Consider the following 22,808-nt stretch of genomic DNA (forward strand, 5'->3'; position numbering starts at 1 on the left):
CGGCGAGGGGCGTCATGGCTGACGCCACGCTGCAGGCGGTGGTCGACGCGGTGCGCGACGCTGCCGAGCACCGCCGCCCCGTGCGCCTGGTCGGCGGGGGCACGAAGGATTTCTACGGCGGCGGGCTGCGGGGCGAGCCGCTCGATCTGAAGCCGCTGGCCGGCATCAGCGCCTACGAGCCGACCGAGCTGGTGGTCACGGTGCGTGCCGGCACGCCGCTGGCCGAGTTGGAGGCGGCGCTGGCCGAGCAGGGCCAGTGCCTGCCGTTTGAGCCGCCGCGCTTCGGTGCGGGCAGTGCGGAGGCCGGGTCGAGCGGTGGCACGGTGGGCGGCATGGTCGCTGCCGGCCTGGCCGGGCCGGCGCGCGGCGCGGTGGGGGGCGTGCGCGACTACGTGCTGGGCGCCACGCTGATCAACGGGCGCGGCGAGGTCCTGAGCTTCGGCGGCCAGGTGATGAAGAACGTGGCCGGCTACGACGTGTCGCGCTCGCTCGCCGGCTCGATGGGGCAGCTCGGCGTCATCGCCGAGGTCTCGCTGAAGGTGCTGCCCATCGCGCCCGGCCGGCTGACGCTGCGCTTCGACATGGACCAGGCCAACGCGCTGCGCCATGTCAACGAGTGGGCCGGCCAGGCCCTGCCGTTGTCCGCCAGCGCCTGGTGGGACGGCGCGCTGATCCTGCGCCTGCAGGGCGCGCAGGCGGCGGTGGCGTCGGCCGCGCAACGCCTCGGTGGTGAGCCGATCCAGGCCGAACTGGCCAACGGCTTCTGGGCCGATCTGCGCGACCAGCGCGACGAGTTCTTCAGCCAGGCCGCCGAAGCCGTCGTCGGTGGCGCGCGGCTGTGGCGGCTGTCGGTCGCCGCGACCGCGCCGCGCATCGAGCTGCCGTGCGAGCAGCTCGTCGAATGGGGCGGCGCCCAACGCTGGCTGGTCACCGATGCGCCACCGGCCACCGTGCGCGCGCTGGCGGCCGAGGCCCTGGGCCACGCGACCGTCTGGCGAGGCGACAAGACGGGCGGTGCCTTCCACCCGCTGCCGCCGGTGCAGCAGCGGCTGCAGCGCGCATTGAAGGCGGCCTTCGACCCCTGGGGCGTGTTCAACCCCGGCCGGCTCGACAACCTGGACGCTGCATGAGCACCACGACGGCCACCGAAGCCAGCATGGCCGAGTACTACGCCCGCCGCGCCGGCGAGTACGAGAAGGTCTATCTCAAGCCGGAGCGCCAGGCCGACATCCGCGCCCTGGAGGCCGCGCTGCCCGAGCCCTTCGCTGGTCGCCGCGTGCTCGAGATCGCCTGCGGCACCGGCTGGTGGACGCCGCATGGCGCGGCGCGCGCCACGCACTGGCTGGCCACCGACCTGAACCCCGAGACCATGGCCGTCGCCCAGGCCAAGCCCATGCCGGCGGCGGTCGAGTTTCGCCGTGTCGATGCCTACACGCTCGATGGGCTGCGCGAAGACGAACGGTTCGATGCGGCGTTCGCCGGCTTCTGGTGGTCGCACGTGCCGCTGTCGCGTCTGCCCGGCTGGCTGGCCACGCTGCATGCGCGGCTGGCGTCCGGCGCGCGCGTGCTGATCTGCGACAACCGCTTCGTGCCCGGCAGCAACATCGCGCTGTCACGCCGCGATGCCGAGGGCAACACCTACCAGCAGCGCACCCTCGACGACGGCTCGACCCACGAGGTGCTGAAGAACTTCCCGACGCGCGAGCAGGCCTTCGCCGCGCTCGGCCCGCGCGCCCGCGACCCGCGCTGGACCGACTACACGCACTACTGGCTGCTCGACTACGCGCTCGCCTGACCCCGGCCCCCGATGCAGACCCACCTCGCCCCCGAATTCCGCGACACGCCCGACGGCCAGGCGGCCGAGGCCATCCTGCGCGCCTGCGTGCACTGCGGCTTCTGCACGGCGACCTGCCCGACCTACCAGCTGCTCGGCGACGAGCTCGACGGCCCGCGCGGCCGCATCTACCTGATGAAGCAGGTGCTCGAAGGCGCCACGCCGACGCGCGCCACGCAGCTGCACCTGGACCGCTGCCTGACCTGCCGCAACTGCGAATCGACTTGCCCGAGCGGGGTGCGCTATGGCGAGCTGGTCGACATCGGCCGCCGCGTTGTCGAGGCCAAGGTCGAGCGGCCGGCGGCCGAACGGGCGGCGCGCTGGCTGCTGAAGGAGGGCCTGACCTCATCGCTGTTCGCGCCGGCGATGAAGCTCGGCCAGCTCGTGCGCCCGCTGCTGCCCGCCGTGCTGAAAGCCAAGGTGCCGTCGCCCACCGGGCCCGAGGCGCACCGCTGGCCGACGCGCACGCACCCGCGCAAGGTGCTGATGCTGCTGGGCTGCGTGCAGCCGGCGATGATGCCCAACATCAACTCGGCCACGGCCCGCGTGCTCGATGCGGCGGGCATCCAGACCCTGGTGGCCGACGAGGCCGGCTGCTGCGGCGCGATCCGCCTGCACCTGGCCGACCACGAGGGCGGCCTGGCCGACATGCGCCGCAACATCGACGCCTGGTGGCCGCTGGTGGAGGGCCTGACCGACGCGGGCCGCGTCGAAGCCATCGTGATGAACGCCTCGGGCTGCGGCGTGACGGTGAAGGAGTACGGCCAGGCGCTTGCGCACGACCCCGACTACGCCGAGAAGGCACGACGCGTCAGCGAGGCGACCAGGGACCTGAGCGAGCTGCTGCCCGAGCTCGTGCCGGCATTGAAGGCCAGGCTCGGCACGCGCGCCGGTGCGCCGGTGCCGCTGGCCTATCACCCGCCATGCACGCTGCAGCATGGGCAGCAACTGCGCGGCGGCGTCGAGACCCACCTGGCCGCGCTCGGCTTCGACGTGCAGAAGGCCCCGGTCGACAGCCACCTGTGTTGCGGCTCGGCCGGCACCTACTCGGTGCTGCAGCCGGAGCTGTCGCTGCAGCTGCGCGACCGCAAGCTCAAGGCGCTCGCGCCGGTCGCCGCCGACACTATCGTCTCGGCCAACATCGGCTGCATCCAGCACCTGCAGTCGGGCAGCACGCGCCCGGTGCGGCACTGGGTCGAGGTGCTGGACGAGGCCCTGGGCGGCTGAGCGGCTGAACGGCTGAATCGGCGAGGTTCAGGCCGCCGCCAGCGCGTGCTGCACGATGGCCAGCCCCAGCGGCGCGGCCACGCGGTGCAGGAACTCGCCGAAATCGACGTGGGCCGTGTCGTCGGCGCGGTCCGAGATGCTGCGCACCACCGCCAGCGGCGTGCCGAAGGCATGGCAGACCTGGGCCACGGCCGCGCCCTCCATCTCGACCGCCAGCGCATCCGGCAGCAAGGCCCGCAGCGCGCGGCTTTCGCCGACCGTGGCGACGAAGCGGTCGCCGCTGACGATCAGGCCGCGATGCACGCGGCAGCCGTGGCCGAGCAGCGCCGCCGTCTCGCCGTGCTCGGCGAGCGCGGCCGCGGCGCCGCGCGCCACCGCGTCGCTGAAGCCCGCATCGACCGGAAAGCGCGACAAGCCGGTCAGCGGCACCTCATGGCGCGGGAACAGCGGCGAGGCATCCATGTCGTGCTGCAGCAGCGCGTCGGCCACCACCACGTCGCCCACCTGGACCGCCGTCCCGATGCCGCCGGCCACGCCGAGGAACAGCACGCGGTCGGCGCGGAAGTGGTCGAGCAGCAGCGTGGCGGTGACGGCCGCCGCGACCTTGCCGATGCCCGAGCGCACCGCCACCACCTCGTGGCCCGCGAGGCGGCCGAGCCAGAACTCCCGGCCGCCGCGCGGCTCGACGCGCGCGCCCTCGATCGCCGGCAGCAGCGCGGCGAGTTCCTCGTTCATGGCGGCGATCAGGGCGGTGCGGGGCATGGGGCGATTGTCGTGCGGGCCGGTGGGGCGGGAATCGCCTACCATCACGAAGTCGGTGCGCAATGCGCCGGCTCACGTCGCTCGGACGGTTCCGGGCGCTCACGTTGCAAAGGACTGTTTCCCCATGGCCACCGGCTCCTCCGGTCAGCGCCGCTTCGCGCGCATCGACCGCCTGCCCCCTTACGTCTTCAACATCACCGCCGAGCTCAAGCTGGCGGCGCGCCGCCGCGGCGAGGACATCATCGACTTGAGCATGGGCAACCCCGACGGGGCGACCCCGCCGCACATCGTGGCCAAGCTGGTCGAGGTCGCGCAGCGGCCCGACACGCACGGCTACTCGGCGAGCAAGGGCATCCCGCGGCTGCGGCGGGCGATCTCGCACTGGTACCGCGAACGCTACGGCGTCGAGATCGACCCCGACAGCGAGGCCATCGCCACCATCGGCTCGAAGGAGGGCCTGGCGCACCTGATGCTGGCCACGCTGGACCGCGGCGACACCGTGCTGGTGCCCGACCCGAGCTACCCGATCCACATCTACGGCGCGGTGATCGCCGGGGCCGACATCCGCTCGGTGCCGCTGGTGCCGGGGGTCGATTTCTTCGCCGAGCTCGAGCGCACGATCCGCGGCAGCTACCCCAAGCCCAAGATGATGGTGCTGGGCTTCCCGAGCAACCCGACGGCGCAGTGCGTCGAGCTGGGGTTCTTCGAGAAGGTGATCGCACTGGCCAAGAAGCACGACATCTTCGTCGTGCACGACCTGGCCTATGCCGACATCGTGTTCGACGGCTGGACCGCGCCGAGCATCATGCAGGTGCCGGGCGCGAAGGACATCGCGGTCGAGTTCTTCACGCTGAGCAAGAGCTACAACATGGCCGGCTGGCGCATCGGCTTCATGGTCGGCAACCGCGACCTCGTCGCCGCGCTGGCGCGCATCAAGAGCTACCACGACTACGGCACCTTCACGCCGCTGCAGGTCGCGGCGATCGCCGCGCTCGAAGGCGACCAGCAGTGCGTCAAGGACATCGCTGCCACCTACCAGAAACGGCGCGACGTGCTGGCCAAGGGCCTGACCGAAGCCGGCTGGCCGGTCGAGGTGCCCAAGGCCTCGATGTACATCTGGGCCAAGATCCCGCCAGCCTATGCGCACCTCGGCTCGCTCGAATTCGCCAAGCAGCTGCTCGAGAAGGCCAAGGTGTGTGTGAGCCCCGGCATCGGCTTTGGCGACCACGGCGACGACCATGTGCGCTTCGCCTTGATCGAGAACGAGAGCCGCATCCGCCAGGCGGTGCGTGGCATCAAGGCGATGTTCCGGGCCGACGGGGTGGCTGGTTGAGCGCCGGCCACCCCGCGCCACGTCAGGGCAGGTAGGGCGTCAGCCAGCCCATCTGCGGTGCGTCGCTGCCGTCGCTGCGCGGCTCGATCGAGAACATGTAGCCGCCCCACCAGGGGCCGGCGGCCCACCAGGTCCAGCCGGCCCAGACATCGCGGTTCGCGCTGAGGTAGGCCAGCATGCCGTCGACCGCGACGTGGCAGGTGGCGTTGTCGCCGCCGGCCATCTCGCCGAGGAAGCCGCGCTTGGCGTGGCTGCGCAGCCAGGCGGTGAAGGCCGTCAGGCGCTCGACGCCGATCGTCTCGCTGACGCAGGTGGCCGACCCGCCCGAACTGTCGCCGTCGAGGTACTGGTGCACCTCGTAGGCGTGGTTGTTCGCCGGGTCGATCACGCCGAGCATCGTGGTGGCGTTGGGGCTGCCGTACCAGTTCTGGCTCCAGCTGTGCGCGCCGGTCCAGCCGTTGCCCGGCACCAGCACGAGGTTGTTCGCCCCGGCGGCGCGGATGGCCGCGATGGCCGCGTTCGCGGCGGCCAGCCACTGCTCGGTCGCCATGTCGTGCGGCTCGTTCATCAGCGCGAACACGACCTTGGGGTTGCCCTTGTAGGCCGTGGCCAGGCGCGACCAGAAATCGGCGAAGGCATTGTTCGAGACGCCGGCGCCGATGATGTTGGTGTACCAGCGCGCGTAGTTGTGCGGGTCCAGCACGACCGTCGTGCCGCCGGCGGTGGCGTTGGCGACGAAGCCGTTCAGGCGTGACCATTCGGCGGCGTCGAACGGGGCCTGCAGCGTGGGCTGCAAGCGCTCCCAGCGGAACGGCAGCCGCACCGTGTTCATCTTCTTGCCTGCGAAGTAGCTCACCTCGCCCTGATTCGGGTAGATGTAGTTGACGCCGTAGGTGCCCGGCAGCGCGCCGTTGCCCCACGGGTCGGCGCCGAACTCGGCGCCGGCCAGGCTGACGCCGCGGTAGGCCGGCACCGGGCTGCTCATGTCGATGGCCTTCTTGGCGCGCGAGCAGACCTTCTTCGGCACGTCGGGGTTCGGATCGACGCCGCCGAAGTTCGCCAGCGTGCAGGCAACGCCGTTCTGGTAGATGCCGTAGACGTACTTGCCGGCGGCGCCGTAGGCCACCTTGCGCGCGCCGCTGAAGGCGCAGGTGCCGCCGTCGATGGCGCACTTGGTGTAGCCGGCGGGCACGTTGCCGGCCTGGGCGGTGCCGGCGCCTGCCGTCAGTCCGGCCAGCGCGGCGGCCATCAGCCACCGGGAAGGGATGGGGTGTTGCATGCGGGCCTCCTTGGCGTGGGTGTGTTTGGGCGCGGATTCTGCGGCCGTGGGGGAAGCGAGGCCGTCTTGGATACATGCGGATGCCACTCTTTCGTCTGGGCATGGTGGCGCCCCGGCGCGTTCCCCACAATCTCGCGGTCAGACACGACAGGAGTGGGGCATGGGAACTTCGGCGCGCGGCGCCTTCCGGCGCATGGCGGGTGTGGTCGTGGCCGGGGCCTTGTCGGCCGGCGCGGCCCACGCCCAGGGGCACTACCGCGACACCCACTACGGTGAAGGCACCTTCTACGGTTACTCGGGCGGCGGCAACTGCAGCTTCCCGCCGCCCAGCGGCCTGACGGCGGCGATGAACGAAGCCGACTACAACGGCGCGCAGGCCTGCGGGGCCTGCATCGTCGTCACCAACCCGGCCAACGGCTCGAGCGTCGAGGTGCGCATCGACGACCGCTGCCCCGAGTGCGCGCCGGGCGACGTCGACCTCGACGAAGAGGCCTTCGTGCAAATCGCCGCGCGCGAGGAAGGCCGCATTCCGATCAGCTGGGTCTACGTGGCCTGCACGCCGCCGACGCTGTCGCTGTACTTCAAGGAAGGCTCGAACCCGTGGTGGACGGCGATCCAGGTGCGCGACCACCGCTACCCGGTGGCCAGCGTGGCCTGGCGCCCCTCCGGAACCACCAAGTTCACCAAGCTGCCGCGCGAGATGTACAACTACTTCGTCGCCACCAGCGGCATGGGCGCCGGGCCTTACGACTTCAAGATCACCGACGTGTTCGGCCAGGTCGTCAAGGTCTACAAGGTGGCGCTGGACGTGGGCGTCGACATCCCGACGAAGAAGCAGTTCCCGCTGCTGGGCGGCCAGACGGTGCGGCGCGTCTTGTCGTCGGCACTGGCCGCACCTCGCTGAAGCTTGTTGACACTCGTCCTGGGAGGGGCAGCGCAGAGTGGTCGCTTGCCAAGCGTTCCAGAGAATACGAATGCGTCACCCATCCATGAACACCGCGGCGCGCCGGTTCGCCGCAGGCCTGGGCTTGCTGGCACTCCTGGCCCCGGGCGCCCGGGCGGAAACCTACGCGGCGCGCGAAATCTGCGAATGTGTCGTGACCAGCCTGTCGGCCGACGGCCGGGCGGCGACAGGCCAATTGAACTATTCGCAGCAGACCTTCCGCTGGGCGGTGGGCGAAGGCCTGCAGCCTCTCGGGCGCGGCACGATGAGAAAGCTCGGCGCCCCGTACGGCTGGCCGGCGATCTCTGGCGATGGCCAGACCATCGCGTCGACCATCATGGACGACACCCGGCGCTACGCCATCCAGGGCCGCTGGACCGCCGCCACGGGCTGGCAGCAATTGCCGCTGCCCGCTGATGTGGCGATCAACGAAACTCGCGTGGCGAGCGTCGCCAATGGCCTGTCTCGCGACGGCGCCGTGGTCGCCGGCCACTACCCCGATCTGACCGGCGAGGGCCGCCCCAGCCGCTGGTCCGCGGACACCGGCATTCAGGCGCTTGGCTATGGCGGCGAGGTCAACGCGGTCAACGGAGATGGCCGTGTCCTCGTGGGTGAGCAGGCGGGCAACGCCATGGTCTGGATCGACGGTGCACCGATCGCCCTGGGCGCCGGCATGGCCTTCGGGGTGAACGCGGCCGGCGACATCGTCGTGGGCGGTGCGCCCAGAGCGCCGTCGGGCCGGCTCACGCCGGCCATGTGGGTCTGGCGCGATGGCGCCTGGCACCGCCGACTGCTGGGCACGGTTGCGGGTCAGGGCTTCAGCGTGGGCTATGCGACCGGCGTGTCCGACGATGGCCGGATCGTCGTCGGCCATGGCTGGTGGGCCGACGGCGGCTGGCGGCCCGAGCGTGCCTTCATCTGGACTGCGCCGGACGGGCTGGTGGAGGCCGAGCAGTATTTCGAGTCCCGCGGCTACCCGGTCAGCCAGCGTCTGTTCGTGAAGCGGATCGGCGCCATCAGCGGTGATGGCCGCGTGATCGGCGTCGTCGGAACCGACGTGGCGACAGGACACCACCGCAGCCTGGCGGTGGAGCGCGTCGATCCCTGAGACGCGGCTAGAAGTTCGTCGTGATCGCGTCGACGACGGCGTAGTCCTCGTCGACGACCGGCATCCAGCGCCACTTGTCGAAGGTGGTGCAGGGGTGCGAGATGCCCAGCGCCACGCGGTCGCCCACCTGTGGCGAGACGGCGGCGTCGCCCGGCCGCAGGTAGGCGTGCTGGTCGTTGAGCTTGTCGATCGTCCAGCCGGCGGGCGCCTCGCGCGGGCGCAGTTCGCCGGCCGGGGCCCATTTCACGGGCACGGGCAGGCCCCAGTCGGTCGAGACGTCGCGCTTGCCGGCGTTGAGGATCGCCAGGCCCGGCTCGGGGCAGGACTGGACCACGGCCCACACCTCCAGCGCCGCGCGCAGGCCGTTCGCATCTGCACATCCGAGCCGCCGGTTCACGACCTGCGCATAACGGCGGTAGGCGCCGTCGTCGTGGGTCACGTAGCAGCCCGAGCGCAGCAGCGGCTGCCAGCGGCTGCCCGGGGGCTTCAGGCCGCGTGCGACGAGATCGAAGACGGCCGAGCCGCCGGCGCTGACGATGGGCTGGTCGACCTCGAACAGGCCCTCGGCCTCGCAGGCGGCGGCCAGCGTGTGCAGGCGCTGCATCAGCGCATTCACGAGTGCGGCGTCGCCGGCATCGTCGCCCGTGGCCCACAGCCCTTCGTAGGCTTCCACGCCGGCCAGCCGCACCGCGGGGCTGGCATGCAGCCGGCGCGCCAGCGCGAGCGCCTGGGTGTCGTCTCGCACGCCGGTGCGGCCGCCGGGCAAGCCGAGCTCGACGAGGACCTCGAAGGCCAACGGCGCGGCGGCCTGTTCGATCAGCGCGAGCTGCGCCGTCGAGTCGACCAGGAAGGGCGCGCGCAAGCCGGGATGCGCCTGCAGCAAGGCGGCCAGCGCCCCCAGCTCGCCGGCTTGCAGCACCTGGTTCGCGATCAGCGCGCGGCGCACGCCGGCGGCCACGCCGACCGCGAGCTGCTGCACGTTGGCGAAGGTGATGCCCCAGGCGCCGGCGTCGAGCTGGGCCCGGAACAGCGCCGGCGCCATCGTCGTCTTGCCGTGCGGTGCGAGGCCGATGCCGGCGTCATCGGCCAGCCGTTGCATCCAGCCCAGGTTGTGCTGCAGCGCATCGCGCCGGATGAGCGCCAGCGGCAAGGGCAGGTCGCCGGCCAGCACGCGCCAGCCCTGGCAGCCGATCGCCGAGCGGCGCAAGGCCGGCGCGCCGAGGGGGTAGCCCTTGCAGGCGAGGGGGTCCAGCAGCGGGTCGAGCAAGGCGTCGAGAGACGGGGCAAGCGGCGTGTCCATGGCGCCCGATTGCAGCACAGCAGGCCGGCGCCGGCGGCTGACTTCGGTTTGCCACACGCCGGGCTCAGAATTGCCGTCCCGATGCTGCCGCCGTGCGCACTTGCTCGGCTCTGTTCCCGCCATGCGCCTTGCCGCCTCTTGCCTGATCCTCGGCCTGCTCGCGGCCGTGGCCGGCTGCGCCCACACCGGCGACGCCGCCGCGCGTGCCCATGCCCGCAGTCCGGCCTTGCAGCATGGCGAGTGGCGGGTGGCGACGGTGGACGGCTCGGTGCCGCTGCCCGACGCGCCGATCACGCTGCGCTTCGGTGCCGATGGCGGTCTGCGCGGCCACGCCGGCTGCAACGGATTCAGCGGCAGCTACGGTCTCGCCGGCGATCGCATGTCGACAGCCGGCCTGGCCAGCACGCAGCCCGAGCGGGAGCCCGGCATCGGCCCGCTCGCAACCACCCGCATGGCCTGCTCCTCGGCCCGCATCGCCGAGGAGCGCCGTTTCCTCGCCGCACTGGAGCAGGTCAACGCCTTCGAGTTGCGCGACGACGGCGTGCTGATCCTGCGCACCGGCGACACGCCCCGCATCGAGGCGCGCCGGCGCTGATGCCGGGGCGTGCGCTGGCTCCCGGGAACCGGCCGGGTCAGTTCGGGTGGCCCTCGGCCGCCACCGCCTCCGGCTCGACCCGCAGCGCCCAGGCCACGCCGGCGATCAGCAGCGCGATGCCGGCGAGTGTCGCCGCGCCGGGCCAGGCGCCGCGCAGGACGAAGGCATAGGCCAGGGCCGACAAGGTCTCGAACACGATCAGCTGGCCGGCCAGGTTGGTCGGCAGGCGCTGGCTGGCTTCGTTCCAGCACAAGGTGCCGATCCACGACGACAGCAGGCCGATCGCCAGCATCAGGCCGATGAAGGCGCCGGGCCGCGGGCCGAAGGGCATGGCCCAGGGCGCGTCGGTGGCACCGAACCAGGCCCAGGTCAGCGCATAACCCAGCACGGCCAGTGGCAGCGTCGCCAGGCCCTGCGCGGTGGCCCAGCTGCGCGGGCTGCGGTCGGGGTGGGCGCGCAGCCAATCGGCATTGCGCAGCGGGTACCAGGTCCAGCAGGCCACCGCGCCGACGGCCAGCAGCGCGCCGAGGGCGTAGCGCGTGGTGTCGGCGCCGGGGTCGTCGCGCATCGCCGTCCACTCGGCCTGGTTGACCAGCGCGATGCCCAGTGCGATCAAGCCCAGCGACGGGGCGAGCCGGCGCCAGGGCAGGCGGCCGTCGCGCGCGGCGTTGCGTGCGTTCGCGCAGGTGGCGATGACGACCGGCAGCGTGCCGATGATCATCGTCGGCAGCGGGGCACCGGCGCGCTGGATCGCCGAGGCGAGGAACAGGTAGTAGACGACGTTGCCGACCAGCGCGAGCTTGAGCGCCTCGATCCAGTCCGCGCGTGTCAGCCCGCGCAGGTGGGCCCGGTCGAGCCAGCCCAGCGGCAACGCGATCAGCCCGAAGGCCAGGTAGCGGCCGAACGACAGCATCACCGCCGGGTAGTCGGCCAGCATCAAGGGGCCGACGAACACCAGCCCCCACATCAGGCCGGCGGCCAGCGCGAACATCACTCCGATTGTCATGGGCCGGATGATGCCTGGCGCACGGCGGCGGGTCTGTACGGCGTTGCGGTTCAGGCCCAGGCCATGGGCGCGACCCGCGAGGCCAGCGCCAGCATCGTCAGGCCGACCAGGCCGTCCAGCACCTGCCAGGCGCGCGGCCGGGCGAACAGCGGGGCGAGGCGGCGCGCGCCGTAGCCCAGGCCCGTGAACCACAGCCCGCTGGCCAGCACCGCGCCGCTGACGAAGGCCGTGCGGCCCGGCGCGCCCGGCTGCTGGGCACCGATGCTGCCGATCAGCAGCACCGAATCCAGGTAGACATGCGGGTTCAGCAAGGTGAAGCCGGCCACCTGGGCCAGGGCCTGGCGCCGGGTCAGGCCCGCCCTGGCGGTGGCCTGCAATGCACCCGGCGCGCGCGCCTGCCACAGCGCGCGCAGGCCGTAGGCCAGCAGGAACAGCGCGCCGGCGCCGGCCAGCGCGTGGGCCAGCCCCGGGCGTTCGCCGATCAGGCTGGCCAGGCCGGCCACGCCGGCGGCCATCAGCACCGCATCGGCCAGCGTGCAGAAGGCGACGATGGGGCCCACGTGCTCGCGCCGCAGGCCCTGGCGCAGCAGGAAGGCGTTCTGCGCGCCGATGGCGACGATCAGGCCGCAGGTCAGCGCAAAACCCTGCGCCGAGGCGGCGATCAGCGCCGAGGTGGTCGAGGTCACGGTGTCGTCGAGCAGCATGGCGCGCAGCATGCCGGCCGCGTGCGCAGACCGCCAGTTAGACTTTCTTCACCCGATTCAGCTGCCCTGAATGCTCGACTACGCCCTGCTCGATGCCCTGGCCGCGGTGCTGCGCGAAGGCAGCTTCGAGCGTGCCGCGCGGGCGCTGCACCTGACGCCGTCGGCCGTCTCGCAGCGCGTGCGCCTGCTCGAAGAGCGGCTGGGCCAGGTGCTGGTGGTGCGCTCGAACCCCACGCGCGCCACGCCGGCCGGCCGCGCGCTGGCCCGCCACGTCGAGCAGGTGGGCCTGCTGGAGCACGAGCTGCTGGCCGAGCTGCCGGCGCTGGCGCAGGGCGTGAAGGGCCGGGTGACCTTGCCGGTGGCGGTGAACGCCGACAGCCTGGCCAGCTGGTTCATCGCCGCGGCGGCCGAGGCCACGGCCGATGCGCCGCTGCTGCTCGACCTGAGCCTGGACGACCAGGAGCACACCGCCGAATGGCTGCGCAGCGGCGAGGTGGTGGCCGCGGTCACCGCGCTGGCCGATCCGGTGCCCGGCTGCCGCAGCCTGCCGCTGGGCCGGCTGCGCTACTGCGCCACGGCCAGCCCGGCCTTCATGCAGCGCCATTTCGGCGGCGGCGTGAATGCCGACACGCTGGCCGAGGCACCCAGCCTGACCTTCAACCGCCGAGACCGCCTGCAGGCCCAGTGGATCGCGCAAGTGCTCGGGCACGACCTGCCGACACCGACCCACTGGCTGCCCGCGACGCAGGCTTTCGTCGACGGCTGCCGTGCCGGGCTGGGCTGGGGCATGAACATCGAGCCGATGGTGCGGCCGGCGCTGGCGCGCGGCGAGCTGGTCGAGCTGGTGCCGGGGCAGACGCTCGCGGTGCCGTTGTACTGGCAGCACCGGCGCCGCGCGCTGCCCGTGCTGGAGGCGCTCAGCCGCGCGGTGCTGAAGGCGGCCGCGGCCGTGCTGGAGCCGCTGGACGCGCCGGCGCCCCGAGCCTGACGCTCACCTGAACTTGTACTGCACGCTGGCGTAGTAGAAGCGGCCGCGCGGGTCGGTGTAGCTCGGGTCGTAGCCCGAGAGGTAGAAGTAGGCCTGGTTCGAGAACGGCGGCGGCGTGTCGAGCAGGTTCTTCACGCCCAGGCGCAGCGCGAGGGCCGGCGTGGCCTGCCACGAACCCTGCAGGTCCCAGATCGAATAGGCCTTGACGCGGTTGGGCGCCACGTACAGGCCGGTGTTGATGTCCGGCGCGTTGTTCTGGTCCACGTAGCTCGACAGGTAGGTGTTCGACAGCGTCGCGCCGAACTCGCCGCGCTCCCAGTCCAGGCTCAGCACATGGCGCCAGCGCTGCACCGCGCGGTCGTTGACGAACTTGCCGAGGTTGCTGATGAACGGGTCGCCGTCGCCGGCCTGCTCCTTCGAGCTCAGCGTGAGCGTGCCGTTCAGGCGCAGGCCGAAGCTGCCCACGTCGGTCTGCAGGCCGGCCCAGGCGAGCGTCAGGTCGATGCCCGAGACCTTCTGCTGGCCGCGGTTGGCCTTGCGCAGCTCGATGAAGCAGATGCTGCTGTCCTCGGGGTCGTAATCGCAGCCGGGCAGGCCTTCGTCCTCGTTGTAGCGGTGGACCAGCGGCTCGTACTTGGCGAGGTTGCCGAGGATCACGTCAGCGCCGATCTTGCTGATCAGGTCGCGCTTCTCGATGGCCCAGTAATCGACGCTGGCATTGAACTGCTTGCTCGGCTCGTAGACCGCACCGAGCGAGAACTGGCGCGACTTCTCGGGCTTCAGAGTCGGGTTGCTGTACGAGCGCACGCGCCAGGTGTCGGTGCACTCGGTGACCGAATCGCCGCACACCGGGTCGAGCAGCAGCGGGCCGTCGTACTCGGTGACCGGGCGGTACAGGTCGGTCATCGACGGCGCATGGAAGCCGCTGCCGGCCGATGCACGCACGATGAGCGCCGTGCTGGGCCGGTAGCGCAGGCCGATCTTCGGGCTGGTGGCGCCGCCGGTGCGCTGGTAGCGCTCGTGGCGGATCGCCAGCTGCAGTTCCAGCTCGCGCGTCAGCGGCGCGTTCAGTTCGGACCACAGCGCCGCCACCTTGCGCGAGTAGCTGAAGTCGGCATCCGGGCCCTGCGAGATCTCGCCGAGGATCAGGTCGTCGGCCAGCGCCTGCGACTGGTGGTAGGCCTGCTCCTCGCGGCGGTACTCGCCGCCGACGGCCAGGCCCAGGTCGCCACCGGCGAGCTTGGCCAGCGCGCGGCTGAACTTGAAGTCGGCCGCGTCCATGGTGCCGGTCGAGCGCCGCACCTCGCCGGTGATCTGCGCGGCGGCGATCAACGCCTGGCCCTCGGCGCTCGACGGGCCGAAGGGGTTGATGCGGCCGTCGGCCAGGCCGTCGTCGATCATCGCCTCGTTGAGGTAGCCGTGGAAGGCGCGGTCCGAGACGGTGTTGCTACTGTGGTTCAGCGCGACCTCGTAGTCCCAGTCGGCGAGCGTGCCGTTGACGCCGGCGACATAGCGCTGGCCGGTGGAGACGAGCTCGCTTGACTGGCGGCCCGCTTCGACGAAGCGCAGCCGGGCCGAGATGACCGAGTCGTTGGTCCCGTCTTCGAGCCCGAAGCCCGACAGACCGTCGACGTGCGTGACGCGCAGGTCGATGTCCGGCGTGAACGGCGCCGGCAGCGCCACGTACCAGCTCGTGGCCTTCGCATACGACGCCTCGCCGAAGAGCTGGTGACCGGCCCCGAGATCGAGCACGCCCCGGGTCAGCAGCGACTGCTTGTCGGTCTTGGGGTACAGCTCCACGTCCTGCATGAAGTTGTAGGTGCAGCCCTGCAGGCCGCCGATGCCATCGGGCAGGCTCAGGTTGGCCGGCGGGTTGCAGGCCGGCCAGCTCAGGTTGAAGCGCGTCTCGGTCAAGGGCTGGCCGCCGAGCGTGAAGCCCTTGTCCTGCAGCACGGCGAGCTGCTCGTCGGAAATGTCGATGTTCGCCGGATAGGTGCGGCTGAGCAGCAAATAGGGCAGGCGGCCCGGGATGTCGAGCTTCTCGATGAATCGGCGCTGAGGCGACGCGAGCCGGTCGGTCTGCTGGAAATCGAGCACCGCCATCACGTTGAACCCGTCGCGGCCGTAATCGCCGAAGCCGGCGGCGATGGAGGCGGTGCGCTTGCCGCCGCCGCCTTCCTGCGTGTCGCCGTAGTAGGCGGCCGCTTCCACGCCCTGGAAATCGCGCCGGGTGATGAAGTTGATGACGCCGCCGATGGCATCGCTGCCGTAGATCGCCGAGGCGCCGTCGAGCAGCACCTCGACGTGGTCGATGGCCGCGGCGGGGATCGTGTTCAGGTCGACGCCGGCGTCGTCGCCCGGCGAGGCGAAGTTGGCCATGCGCCGGCTGTTGAGCAGCACCAGCGTCGACGACACGCCGATGCCGCGCAGGTTGGCGGCGTTGAAGCCCATCTGGTCACGGTAGCCGCCGGCCGCGATGCTGATGCCGTCGGTCAGGTTGGCGGCGGTCGCCGACAGGCGCGCGACGATCTCGGCGGCGGTCGTCACGCCGGCCCTCTCGATGTCCTCGCGCGTGAGCACCTGCACCGGCAGCGCCGTTTCCCCATCGATGCGCTTGATCGCCGAGCCGGTGATCTGCACCCGCTGCGGCTTGATCGCGCTGCTGTCATCGGCCGGCGTGGTCTGTGCATGGGCGCCCGGTGCGGCGGCAAGGGCCAGCAGAACGCCCTGGGCGAGCAGGTGCAAGGCGGTGCGAGGGCGGGGGGCATCGTGTCGCATCGGCAGGTCGCTTTCCGATTCTTGGTGGAGGGGGCCGGGGACTGCGCGGGCGAGGGCCAGTCTAGGGAGCGGCGCGTGTTTCACACAACCCAACCTTCGAGTGACGTGGCAGCGGCGCAACTGGGGGCGAAAATGCGCGTCCATCCCCTGTTCTCGGCACTGTGGCTTGCCTGCCAATGCCAAGATGCCGGCGGAAGAATCGACACGCCTGTTGCCATGCATTCACGCCTGAACGCCCTCTTTGCCAGCCTGTGCCTCGGCGCCGCGGCGCTGTGCGGCCCGGCCGCCCGTGCCGAAAGCCTGACCAGCCAGGCCGTGCCCAGCGCCGGGGCGCGCGCCGCCGCGCCCAGCCGCGAGGTCAAGATCGGCGAGCCGGCCAAGGGCTACGCCGTGATCGTCGGCGGCGCCCTGACGGCCGACAACGACGAGGTCTGGGGGCGCATGGTGGCGCTGTCGGGTGGCAAGGGCGCGCGCTGGGTGGTGTTCGGCACCGCTTCGGAAACGCCGGACCGCGCCGGCCGCCGCGCCGCCGAGATGCTGGAGAAGCGCGGCGCAATCGCCGAGCCGCTGCCCGTCGCACCGCTGTTCCGCTGGGTCGACCTGACGAGGGCGGTGCGCGACCCGCAACTGCTCGACCAGGTGCGCAATGCCGATGGCATCTTCTTCACCGGCGGCGCGCAAGAGCGCATCGTCGACACCTTCAAGCCCGGCGGCCAGAACACGCCGATGCTCAACGTCATCTGGGAGGTCTACCGCCGCGGCGGTGTCGTGGCCGGCACCTCGGCCGGCGCGGCGATCATGAGCACGATCATGTTCCGCGACCCCAAGAGCGTGATCGCCACGATGAAAGGCCCCTTGCGCGACGGCAAGGAGATCGACCACGGCCTGGGCTTCGTCGGCCCCAACCTGTTCGTCGACCAGCACTTCCTCAAGCGCGGCCGCTTCGGCCGCATGATCCCGCTGATGCTGGCCAAGGGCTACAAGCTGGGCCTGGGCGTCGACGAGAACTCGGCCGCGATCGTGCAGGGCGACATGGTCGAGGTCATCGGCGGCAAGGGCGCGCTGCTGGTCGACCTGAACGACGTCAAGACCGAGCCCAACGTCGGCGCGCTGAACGTGATCGGCGCGCGCCTGACCTACCTCGACAAGGGCGACCGCTTCGACCTCGGCCTGCGCCGCATCGAGCCATCGGATCGCAAGCTGCGCGGGCAATACCTCGACCCCAACTCGCCGGGCTACAAGCCCTCGTACGACACCGACCCGTTCTACATCGACATGCTCGGCGAACTCGCGCTGATCAATGCGATGACCTTCCTGATCGACAGCGCGCGCGCCGAGGTGCGCGGCCTGAGTTTCGACCCCAAGTCGCCGTCGAACGACCCGTTGGCCGATCTCGGGTTTTCCTTTCGGCTGTACAAGGGCAAGGACAGTCTGGGCTGGTACTCTGACGAATCCGGCGGCGAGGAATACTCGGTCGCCAACCTGTACCTCGACATCACGCCGGTGCGCATCAGCCGGCCGCTGTTCGCGCCCTGGACCAAGCGCTGAGCGTCGTCAACAACAAGCCTCCGTGGAGATCCGATGGCCATGACCCCCCGCCGCACCACCGTCGCCGCCGCCCTGCTCGCGGCCGCCCTGTCCTTCGCCGGTTCCGTCGCCTGGGCCCAGGCGCCCGACTGGAAGAAGGTCCGCATCGGCGTCGAGGGCGCCTACCCGCCGTTCTCCGAGGTGGGCACCGACGGCAAGCTCAAGGGCTTCGACATCGACATCGCGCTGGCCCTGTGCGCCGAGATGAAGGCCGAGTGCACCCTCGTGCAGCAGGAATGGGACGGCATGATCCCGGCGCTGCAGGCGCGCAAGTTCGACGCGATCATCGCGTCGATGGCGATCACCGAGGAGCGCAAGAAATCGGTCGCCTTCACCGACAAGTACTACAACACCCCGGCCTGGCTGGTCGGCAAGGCCGGCACCTCGCCCGACCAGTCGCCCGCCGCCTGGAAGGGCAAGAAGATCGGCGTGCAGCGCACGACCACCCACGACCGCTATGTGACGCAGACCTACAAGGACAGCGAGATCGTGCGCTACGCCAAGCAGGACGAGGTCTTCCTCGACCTGGCCGCCGGCCGCATCGACGCGGCGCTGTGCGATTCGGTCGCGGCCGACCTGGGCTTCCTGAAGAAGCCCGCCGGCAAGGGCTTTGCCCCCATCGGCGCGCCGATCGACGACCCGGCGATCTTCGGCGTCGGCTCGGGCATTGCGCTGCGCAAGACCGATGCTGCGCTGCTGCAGAAGTTCAACGCCGCCATCGCCGCGATCCGCGCCAACGGCAGCTACAAGAAGATCCAGGACAAGTACTTCACCTTCGACGTCTACGGCAGGTAAAGGCGGCGTCGGCACATGCTGCACGGCTACGGCGCCAGCCTGCTCGAGGGCGCGCTGCTGTCGCTGGCGGTCGCGTTGGCGTCGCTGGCGATCGCGCTGGTGCTGGGCCTGTTCGGCGCGATCGCGAAGCTGTCGCACGTGCGGCCGCTGCGCTGGGCGGCGCAGGGTTACACGACGCTGATCCGCGCGGTGCCCGACCTGGTGATGATGCTGATGGTGTTCTACGGCGGCCAGGTGCTGGTCAATTCGCTGGGCGATCGCCTCGGCTGGGGGTATGTCGACATCGACCCCTTCGTCGCCGGCGTGCTGACCATCGGCTTCATCTTCGGCGCCTACTTCACCGAGGTGCTGCGCGGCGCCTTCCTCGCGGTGCCAGCCGGGCAGAAGGAGGCCGCGCTGGCGTTCGGCATGACGCCGCGCCAGGTCCTGGTGCGCATCGTCGGCCCGCAGATGCTGCGCCATGCGCTGCCGGGGCTGTCGAACAATTGGCTGGTGATGATCAAGAGCACGGCCATCGTCTCGGTGATCGGCCTGTCGGACCTGATGAACCGCGCCGGCCACGCCGCCGGCGCGACGCGAGAGCCCTTCCTGTTCTACCTGGCCGCCGGCGGCGTGTACCTGGCCTTCACCGCGCTGTCCGAACTCGGCTTCGCCTGGTTGCAGAAACGCCTGGCGATCGGCGTGCGGCGGGTGGCGCTGTAATGGACGTCGAGGTCATCGTCGACAGCCTGCCGCTGTACGGCCACGGCGCGCTGGTCACGCTGGCGCTGCTGGTGCTGTCGCTGGGCATCGGGCTGGCGGCGGCGCTGCCGCTGGCGATGCTGCGCAGCCTGCCATCGCCCTGGGTCTGGCGGCCGATCTGGGCCTACACCTACGTGATCCGCGGCACGCCGATGCTGCTGCAGTTGTTCCTGCTGTACTACGGCCTGGCGCAGTTCGAGGCGGTGCGCGACAGCGTGCTGTGGCCCTGGCTGCGCTCGGCGTGGTTCTGCGCGGTCGCGGCTTTCGCGATCAACACCTGCGCCTACACCACCGAGATCCTCTACGGCGCGATGCGCGCGGTGCCGGCCGGCGAAGTCGAGGCCGCGCAGTCGCTGGGCATGTCGCGCTGGGTCGTCTTCCGGCGCATCGTGCTGCCCTCGGCGTTCCGCCGCGCGCTGCCGGCCTATGGCAACGAGGTCGTGCTGATGCTGCATGGCACCTCGCTGGCCAGCGTCGTCACGCTGTACGACCTGACCGGCGCCGCGCGCGAGGTCAACTCGCGCTACTACATGCCCTTCGAGGCCTTCATCACCGCCGGCGTGTGCTACCTGCTGATCACCTTCGTGCTGGTGGCGCTGTTCCGCGCAGCCGAAGCGCGCTGGCTGGCGCCGCTCACGGCGCGTTCCTGAACCCCGTCATCCGATGCGTACCGAACTCCATCCGCTGCCGCCCGCCGCCCCCGGCACCCGCCATGAACTCGTCAGCCTGCACTACGGCACGCCGGGCCGCGGGCCCAAGGTCGTGATCCAGGCCTCGCTGCACGCCGACGAAGTGCCCGGCATGCTGGTCGCGCACCACCTGCGTGGCCGGCTGGCGGCGCTGGAGGCGCAGGGCCGGGTCAGCGGCGAGGTCGTGCTGGTGCCGGCGGCCAACCCGCTCGGGCTGAACCAGTGGATGCTGCGCGCGCCGCAGGGCCGCTTCGACTGGACCAGCGGCGAGAACTTCAACCGCCAGTTCGCCGACCTGACGCAGGCGGTGTTCGACCGCGTCGGCACCGAGCTCGGCCCCGACGCCGCGGCCAACGTCGCCCGAGTGCGCGCCGCGCTGCGCGACGCGGTGGCCGCGCTGCCCGCGGTGACGCCGCTCGAGCACCTGCGCCGAACCCTGCTCGGCCTGGCCATCGACGCCGATACCGTGCTCGATCTGCACTGCGACGGCCAGGCCGTGCTGCACCTGTACACCACGCACGCCACGTGGGCGTCGCATGGCGAGCTGCTGGCGCGCTGCCTGGGTGCCGAGGTGGCGTTGCTGGCCGATCGCTCGGGCGGCGACCCGTTCGACGAGGCCTGCTCGATGGTCTGGTGCGACCTGGCCGCGAAGCTGCGCCCGGACCAGCCATTGCCGCCGGCCTGCCTGGCCGCGACGATCGAGCTGCGCGGCGAGCACGACGTGAAGCACGCGCTGGCGTCGCGCGATGCCGAGGCCATCCTCGCCTACCTGCACCACCGCGGCGCGATCCGGCTCGACCCTGCGCCGCCGCTGCCCGAAACGTGTTGCGAGCCGACGCCGCTGGCTGGCTCGATGCCGATGCACGCCCCGCATGGCGGGGTGTTGGTCTTCCTGCGCGAGGTCGGCGAGCACGTGCGCGCCGGCGAGCCGCTGGCCGAGGTGATCGACCCGCTGACCGGCGCGGCCAGCGTGCTCACGAGCCCGGTCGACGGCCTGTTCTTCGCCTGCGAATGCAAGACCTTCGCCGTCGCCGGCATGGCGATCGGCAAGGTTGCGGGGCGCCAGGCGCTGCGCAGCGGCGCCTTGCTGTCGGTATGAGGCCCCCACGCTCCCTTCCATCCCCATGAATCACCCTGCCCACGCCGCGGCTCACCTCGGCCTCGTCGTCGACAACCTGCACAAGCGTTTCGGCGAGCGCGAGGTGCTGCGCGGCGTGTCGCTGCAGGCGCGGCCCGGCGACGTGCTGGCCATCATCGGCGCCAGCGGCTCGGGCAAGAGCACGCTCTTGCGCTGCCTGAACCTGCTCGAGCAGCCGCACGAGGGCACGCTCAAGCTCGGCGACGAGACGCTGGCCCTGAAGCGCGACCGCGATGGCAGCCTGATGGCGGCCGACCCGGCCCAGTTGCGCCACTGGCGATCGCGCCTGGCCTTCGTGTTCCAGAGCTTCAACCTCTGGCAGCACCGCACCGCGATCGAGAACGTCACCGAAGCGCCGATCCACGTGCTCGGCCAGGCGCCCGCCCAGGCCCGCGAGCGGGCACGCGAGCTGCTCGCGCGCGTCGGGCTGTCGCACCGCGAAGCGAGCTACCCGGCGCAGCTGTCCGGCGGCGAGCAGCAGCGCGTCGCGATCGCCCGCGCGCTGGCGGTCGACCCCGAGGTGATGCTGTTCGACGAGCCGACTTCGGCGCTCGACCCCGAGCTGGTCGGCGAGGTGCTCAAGGTCATGCGCGGCCTGGCGGCCGAGGGCCGCACGATGCTGGTCGTGACGCACGAGATGGAGTTCGCGCGCGAGGTCGCGAGCCACGCGATCTTCCTGCACCAGGGCCTGATCGAAGAGCAGGGCGCGCCGCGCGAGGTGCTGGTGCGGCCCGTGAGCGAGCGCCTGAGGCAGTTCCTCTCGGGTGGATTGAAGTGAAGCCCCGGAAATGAGACCCCCACGCCCCCTTCCGGGGGCCGCCCCCCCGGGGGGCTCGCGCAGCGGACCGGCAAAGCCGGATCCGCGCACGCCGCTTGGGGTGCGGCGGCTCCTTTGGAGCGTCGCGATCGCGGCACTCGGCGGCCTGCCGGTGGCTGCTGCGGCGGACGAATCTCGCCGCAATGTCTTCGATGATCCCTTCGTCCAGCTCACGCGCGGCTTGGGCGCCTGCCCGGTGCCCGTCGGTCCGTTGCTGACCGAGGCCGAGGCGCGCGCGCAGGCGCATGGGCGCATCGAGCGCGGCACCAGCTGTTATCGCGCCGGGCGTTGCCGCTTGCCGAACAGCTACCTGTACGACAAGGAGATCATGCCGCGCGTGCAGAAGGCGGTCGAGGCCGATGGCCGATTCGAGCGCACGACCAGCGTCTGGGCCACCGGCCAGCGGCGCTGGCTGTGGTTGCAGGGCTGCGTTTCGACGGCCGACGAAAGCCAGGCGCTGGAGACGCTGGTGCGCGCCATCGACGACGTCGAGGGCGTGGTCAACGAGCTGGTCGTCGCGCCCGTGCTACCGTCCCCGTCACGATGAGCTGCCCGCCCCCGCCTCGCCGCGCCTGGCTGTTGGCCGCCAGCGCCTGGCTGGCCGCGCCCGGGCTGCGGGCCGCGCCGCCGGCATCGAACTTCAGCCTCGAATGGCGCCTCGTGCCGTGGCCGCCGGCGCCGATGCCGGTGGTCACGCCCGGCACGGTGACCGTGGGCACCGCCGGGACGACCGGCACACCGCCCGGCACGCTGACCACCCGCACGGCGCCGGCACCCGAGTTGCCGCCGCAGCGGCTGGTGCTGCGCAACGGCGGCCAGGCGCAGATCACGCTGTCACGCGACGACCTCGGTGCCGGCCCCGATTGGGTCTGGACCGCGCAAGGCGGCCAGGGCCTGCAAGGGGCCACGCGCCGCCACGGCCGCCGCGAATCGCTGTGGGTGAGGGTCGATTGGCCCGGCGGCCGCGCCACCGCCACGCTGGCCTACCGCTTCGAGCAACCGCTGCCCGACACCGGCCGCGCCGATGCGGCACAGCAGCTCGACGGTGAATTGCTCGTGCCCTTCGATCAATGGAGCGTGCTCGGCCACTGGGCCGCGCCGGACGGCACCGGCCAGATGCTGGAAGTCCGCCTCAGCCGCGTGTCCTGAGCCCTTGCCCGCCGGCGCGCGCGCAGCGCCGCGCC

Annotated in this window: 22 protein-coding genes; 16 read left to right on the forward strand and 6 right to left on the reverse strand. The window is 71.5% G+C overall.

Annotation, left to right across the window (positions count from 1 at the left end):
• The first annotated feature begins 14 nt into the window (after nucleotides 1-14).
• Genes glcE through glcF form a run of 3 tightly spaced genes read left to right on the forward strand, consistent with a single transcriptional unit; the run spans nucleotide 15 to nucleotide 3,061 of the window.
• A complete protein-coding gene (gene glcE / locus VJ693_RS07155) occupies nucleotides 15-1,130 on the forward strand; it encodes a glycolate oxidase subunit GlcE (RefSeq protein ID WP_324152826.1) in 1,116 nt (371 codons plus the stop codon).
• Complete coding sequence (locus VJ693_RS07160; RefSeq protein ID WP_324152827.1) at nucleotides 1,127-1,795, forward strand: class I SAM-dependent methyltransferase; 669 nt, start codon at nucleotides 1,127-1,129, stop codon at nucleotides 1,793-1,795. Before glcE ends, VJ693_RS07160 begins: the two co-directional genes overlap by 4 nt.
• Nucleotides 1,796-1,807: 12 nt before the next feature.
• Nucleotides 1,808-3,061 (forward strand): glycolate oxidase subunit GlcF, encoded by a 1,254-nt coding sequence (gene glcF, locus VJ693_RS07165; protein ID WP_324152828.1) that lies wholly within the window; start codon nucleotides 1,808-1,810, stop codon nucleotides 3,059-3,061.
• 27 nt (nucleotides 3,062-3,088) lie between these two features.
• Here glcF and VJ693_RS07170 read toward each other — a convergent pair whose 3' ends face one another.
• On the reverse strand, nucleotides 3,089-3,823 hold the full coding sequence (locus VJ693_RS07170) for a 5'-methylthioadenosine/adenosylhomocysteine nucleosidase (RefSeq protein WP_324152829.1): 735 nt from the start codon (nucleotides 3,821-3,823) through the stop codon (nucleotides 3,089-3,091).
• 124 nt (nucleotides 3,824-3,947) lie between these two features.
• On the opposite strand from VJ693_RS07170, the gene alaC reads away from it, so the two are divergent.
• A complete protein-coding gene (alaC, locus tag VJ693_RS07175) occupies nucleotides 3,948-5,156 on the forward strand; it encodes an alanine transaminase (protein ID WP_324152830.1) in 1,209 nt (402 codons plus the stop codon).
• Nucleotides 5,157-5,178: 22 nt separating this feature from the next.
• On the opposite strand, the gene VJ693_RS07180 is transcribed toward alaC, so the two are convergent.
• A complete protein-coding gene (locus VJ693_RS07180) occupies nucleotides 5,179-6,435 on the reverse strand; it encodes a glycoside hydrolase family 5 protein (RefSeq protein ID WP_324152831.1) in 1,257 nt (418 codons plus the stop codon).
• A 160-nt stretch (nucleotides 6,436-6,595) separates the two neighbouring features.
• On the opposite strand from VJ693_RS07180, the gene VJ693_RS07185 reads away from it, so the two are divergent.
• Entirely contained in the window at nucleotides 6,596-7,339 is a 744-nt protein-coding gene (locus VJ693_RS07185) for an expansin EXLX1 family cellulose-binding protein (protein ID WP_324152832.1), read from the forward strand.
• An 85-nt stretch (nucleotides 7,340-7,424) separates the two neighbouring features.
• On the forward strand, nucleotides 7,425-8,486 hold the full coding sequence (locus VJ693_RS07190) for a hypothetical protein (protein ID WP_324152833.1): 1,062 nt from the start codon (nucleotides 7,425-7,427) through the stop codon (nucleotides 8,484-8,486).
• A gap of 7 nt (nucleotides 8,487-8,493) precedes the next feature.
• Here the strand turns inward: VJ693_RS07190 and VJ693_RS07195 are convergent, their stop codons facing one another.
• A complete protein-coding gene (locus VJ693_RS07195) occupies nucleotides 8,494-9,786 on the reverse strand; it encodes an alanine racemase (protein WP_324152834.1) in 1,293 nt (430 codons plus the stop codon).
• Nucleotides 9,787-9,907: 121 nt separating this feature from the next.
• Between VJ693_RS07195 and VJ693_RS07200 the strand changes: the two genes are divergently transcribed.
• A complete protein-coding gene (locus tag VJ693_RS07200) occupies nucleotides 9,908-10,381 on the forward strand; it encodes an META domain-containing protein (protein WP_324152835.1) in 474 nt (157 codons plus the stop codon).
• A gap of 37 nt (nucleotides 10,382-10,418) precedes the next feature.
• Here the strand turns inward: VJ693_RS07200 and VJ693_RS07205 are convergent, their stop codons facing one another.
• Nucleotides 10,419-11,387, reverse strand: a complete 969-nt coding sequence (locus VJ693_RS07205) for a DMT family transporter (protein WP_324152836.1) — start codon at nucleotides 11,385-11,387, stop codon at nucleotides 10,419-10,421.
• Nucleotides 11,388-11,437: 50 nt separating this feature from the next.
• Nucleotides 11,438-12,103 carry a LysE/ArgO family amino acid transporter gene (locus tag VJ693_RS07210; RefSeq protein WP_414652237.1) on the reverse strand — a complete coding sequence of 222 codons (666 nt, stop codon included), beginning with the start codon at nucleotides 12,101-12,103 and terminating at the stop codon, nucleotides 11,438-11,440.
• Between the two features lie 58 nt (nucleotides 12,104-12,161).
• On the opposite strand from VJ693_RS07210, the gene VJ693_RS07215 reads away from it, so the two are divergent.
• Nucleotides 12,162-13,079: a LysR family transcriptional regulator ArgP gene (locus VJ693_RS07215; RefSeq protein WP_324152838.1), complete on the forward strand. Its 918-nt coding sequence runs from the start codon at nucleotides 12,162-12,164 to the stop codon at nucleotides 13,077-13,079.
• 3 nt (nucleotides 13,080-13,082) lie between these two features.
• On the opposite strand, the gene VJ693_RS07220 is transcribed toward VJ693_RS07215, so the two are convergent.
• The gene (locus VJ693_RS07220; protein ID WP_324152840.1) at nucleotides 13,083-15,824 is read right to left on the reverse strand and encodes a TonB-dependent receptor; all 2,742 of its coding nucleotides are present in this window, start codon (nucleotides 15,822-15,824) and stop codon (nucleotides 13,083-13,085) included.
• 249 nt (nucleotides 15,825-16,073) lie between these two features.
• On the opposite strand from VJ693_RS07220, the gene VJ693_RS07225 reads away from it, so the two are divergent.
• The 8 genes from VJ693_RS07225 (at nucleotide 16,074) to VJ693_RS07260 (ending at nucleotide 22,773) form a co-directional block, all read left to right on the forward strand.
• Nucleotides 16,074-17,405 carry a cyanophycinase gene (locus VJ693_RS07225; protein WP_324152841.1) on the forward strand — a complete coding sequence of 444 codons (1,332 nt, stop codon included), beginning with the start codon at nucleotides 16,074-16,076 and terminating at the stop codon, nucleotides 17,403-17,405.
• Nucleotides 17,406-17,438: 33 nt separating this feature from the next.
• On the forward strand, nucleotides 17,439-18,239 hold the full coding sequence (locus VJ693_RS07230; protein ID WP_324152842.1) for an ABC transporter substrate-binding protein: 801 nt from the start codon (nucleotides 17,439-17,441) through the stop codon (nucleotides 18,237-18,239).
• 15 nt (nucleotides 18,240-18,254) lie between these two features.
• Nucleotides 18,255-18,941 (forward strand): ABC transporter permease, encoded by a 687-nt coding sequence (locus VJ693_RS07235; RefSeq protein WP_324152844.1) that lies wholly within the window; start codon nucleotides 18,255-18,257, stop codon nucleotides 18,939-18,941.
• The gene (locus tag VJ693_RS07240; protein WP_324152846.1) at nucleotides 18,941-19,630 is read left to right on the forward strand and encodes an ABC transporter permease; all 690 of its coding nucleotides are present in this window, start codon (nucleotides 18,941-18,943) and stop codon (nucleotides 19,628-19,630) included. The genes VJ693_RS07235 and VJ693_RS07240 overlap by 1 nt, the downstream gene beginning before the upstream one ends.
• Nucleotides 19,631-19,643: 13 nt before the next feature.
• Nucleotides 19,644-20,768 (forward strand): succinylglutamate desuccinylase/aspartoacylase family protein, encoded by a 1,125-nt coding sequence (locus tag VJ693_RS07245; RefSeq protein WP_324152848.1) that lies wholly within the window; start codon nucleotides 19,644-19,646, stop codon nucleotides 20,766-20,768.
• Between the two features lie 25 nt (nucleotides 20,769-20,793).
• Complete coding sequence (locus VJ693_RS07250; protein WP_324152850.1) at nucleotides 20,794-21,585, forward strand: ABC transporter ATP-binding protein; 792 nt, start codon at nucleotides 20,794-20,796, stop codon at nucleotides 21,583-21,585.
• Nucleotides 21,586-21,685: 100 nt separating this feature from the next.
• Nucleotides 21,686-22,171 carry a BON domain-containing protein gene (locus VJ693_RS07255; protein WP_324152852.1) on the forward strand — a complete coding sequence of 162 codons (486 nt, stop codon included), beginning with the start codon at nucleotides 21,686-21,688 and terminating at the stop codon, nucleotides 22,169-22,171.
• Complete coding sequence (locus tag VJ693_RS07260) at nucleotides 22,168-22,773, forward strand: hypothetical protein (protein ID WP_324152854.1); 606 nt, start codon at nucleotides 22,168-22,170, stop codon at nucleotides 22,771-22,773. The genes VJ693_RS07255 and VJ693_RS07260 overlap by 4 nt, the downstream gene beginning before the upstream one ends.
• Nucleotides 22,774-22,808 lie beyond the last annotated feature (35 nt).

The sequence above is a fragment of the Ideonella sp. genome (genome assembly GCF_035254525.1).
Classification (GTDB): domain Bacteria; phylum Pseudomonadota; class Gammaproteobacteria; order Burkholderiales; family Burkholderiaceae_C; genus Ideonella.

What these genes read in the sequence shown, in the direction of transcription:
- VJ693_RS07170 (WP_324152829.1), bottom strand. Translation starts at nt 3,823, where the DNA reads ATGCCCCGCACCGCCCTGATCGCCGCCATGAACGAGGAACTCGCCGCG.
- glcF (WP_324152828.1), top strand. Translation starts at nt 1,808, where the DNA reads ATGCAGACCCACCTCGCCCCCGAATTCCGCGACACGCCCGACGGCCAG.
- VJ693_RS07250 (WP_324152850.1), top strand. Translation starts at nt 20,794, where the DNA reads ATGAATCACCCTGCCCACGCCGCGGCTCACCTCGGCCTCGTCGTCGAC.
- VJ693_RS07205 (WP_324152836.1), bottom strand. Translation starts at nt 11,387, where the DNA reads ATGACAATCGGAGTGATGTTCGCGCTGGCCGCCGGCCTGATGTGGGGG.
- VJ693_RS07190 (WP_324152833.1), top strand. Translation starts at nt 7,425, where the DNA reads ATGAACACCGCGGCGCGCCGGTTCGCCGCAGGCCTGGGCTTGCTGGCA.
- VJ693_RS07225 (WP_324152841.1), top strand. Translation starts at nt 16,074, where the DNA reads ATGCATTCACGCCTGAACGCCCTCTTTGCCAGCCTGTGCCTCGGCGCC.
- VJ693_RS07180 (WP_324152831.1), bottom strand. Translation starts at nt 6,435, where the DNA reads ATGCAACACCCCATCCCTTCCCGGTGGCTGATGGCCGCCGCGCTGGCC.
- VJ693_RS07185 (WP_324152832.1), top strand. Translation starts at nt 6,596, where the DNA reads ATGGGAACTTCGGCGCGCGGCGCCTTCCGGCGCATGGCGGGTGTGGTC.
- VJ693_RS07160 (WP_324152827.1), top strand. Translation starts at nt 1,127, where the DNA reads ATGAGCACCACGACGGCCACCGAAGCCAGCATGGCCGAGTACTACGCC.
- VJ693_RS07235 (WP_324152844.1), top strand. Translation starts at nt 18,255, where the DNA reads ATGCTGCACGGCTACGGCGCCAGCCTGCTCGAGGGCGCGCTGCTGTCG.
- VJ693_RS07215 (WP_324152838.1), top strand. Translation starts at nt 12,162, where the DNA reads ATGCTCGACTACGCCCTGCTCGATGCCCTGGCCGCGGTGCTGCGCGAA.
- VJ693_RS07260 (WP_324152854.1), top strand. Translation starts at nt 22,168, where the DNA reads ATGAGCTGCCCGCCCCCGCCTCGCCGCGCCTGGCTGTTGGCCGCCAGC.
- VJ693_RS07230 (WP_324152842.1), top strand. Translation starts at nt 17,439, where the DNA reads ATGGCCATGACCCCCCGCCGCACCACCGTCGCCGCCGCCCTGCTCGCG.
- VJ693_RS07210 (WP_414652237.1), bottom strand. Translation starts at nt 12,103, where the DNA reads ATGCTGCGCGCCATGCTGCTCGACGACACCGTGACCTCGACCACCTCG.
- glcE (WP_324152826.1), top strand. Translation starts at nt 15, where the DNA reads ATGGCTGACGCCACGCTGCAGGCGGTGGTCGACGCGGTGCGCGACGCT.
- VJ693_RS07195 (WP_324152834.1), bottom strand. Translation starts at nt 9,786, where the DNA reads ATGGACACGCCGCTTGCCCCGTCTCTCGACGCCTTGCTCGACCCGCTG.
- VJ693_RS07245 (WP_324152848.1), top strand. Translation starts at nt 19,644, where the DNA reads ATGCGTACCGAACTCCATCCGCTGCCGCCCGCCGCCCCCGGCACCCGC.
- VJ693_RS07240 (WP_324152846.1), top strand. Translation starts at nt 18,941, where the DNA reads ATGGACGTCGAGGTCATCGTCGACAGCCTGCCGCTGTACGGCCACGGC.
- alaC (WP_324152830.1), top strand. Translation starts at nt 3,948, where the DNA reads ATGGCCACCGGCTCCTCCGGTCAGCGCCGCTTCGCGCGCATCGACCGC.
- VJ693_RS07200 (WP_324152835.1), top strand. Translation starts at nt 9,908, where the DNA reads ATGCGCCTTGCCGCCTCTTGCCTGATCCTCGGCCTGCTCGCGGCCGTG.